The sequence below is a fragment of the Alteromonas sp. ABH2_165 genome, from assembly GCF_056159945.1.
The window spans coordinates 1-569 of the sequence record NZ_JBSWWF010000038.1; the positions used below are offsets into that span (position 1 = coordinate 1).

Annotated in this window: 1 rRNA gene; it reads right to left on the reverse strand. The window is 54.7% G+C overall.

The features are described from left to right. Positions 1 to 569: ribosomal RNA gene (locus ACXAFQ_RS20505) — 23S ribosomal RNA — on the reverse strand; the annotation flags it as partial.

The window sequence follows — 569 nt, forward strand, 5'->3', positions numbered from 1 at the left end:
GGGGCTCGCTTCCCGCTTAGATGCTTTCAGCGGTTATCGATTCCGAACGTAGCTACCGGGCAATGCCTTTGGCAAAACAACCCGAACACCAGCGGTTCGTCCACTCCGGTCCTCTCGTACTAGGAGCAGCTCCCCTCAATCATCCAACGCCCACACCAGATAGGGACCGAACTGTCTCACGACGTTCTAAACCCAGCTCGCGTACCACTTTAAATGGCGAACAGCCATACCCTTGGGACCGACTTCAGCCCCAGGATGTGATGAGCCGACATCGAGGTGCCAAACACCGCCGTCGATATGAACTCTTGGGCGGTATCAGCCTGTTATCCCCGGAGTACCTTTTATCCGTTGAGCGATGGCCCTTCCATACAGAACCACCGGATCACTATGACCTACTTTCGTACCTGCTCGACGTGTCTGTCTCGCAGTTAAGCTAGCTTATGCCATTGCACTAACCTCACGATGTCCGACCGTGATTAGCTAACCTTCGTGCTCCTCCGTTACTATTTGGGAGGAGACCGCCCCAGTCAAACTACCCACCAGACACTGTCCGCAATCCCGATTAGGGA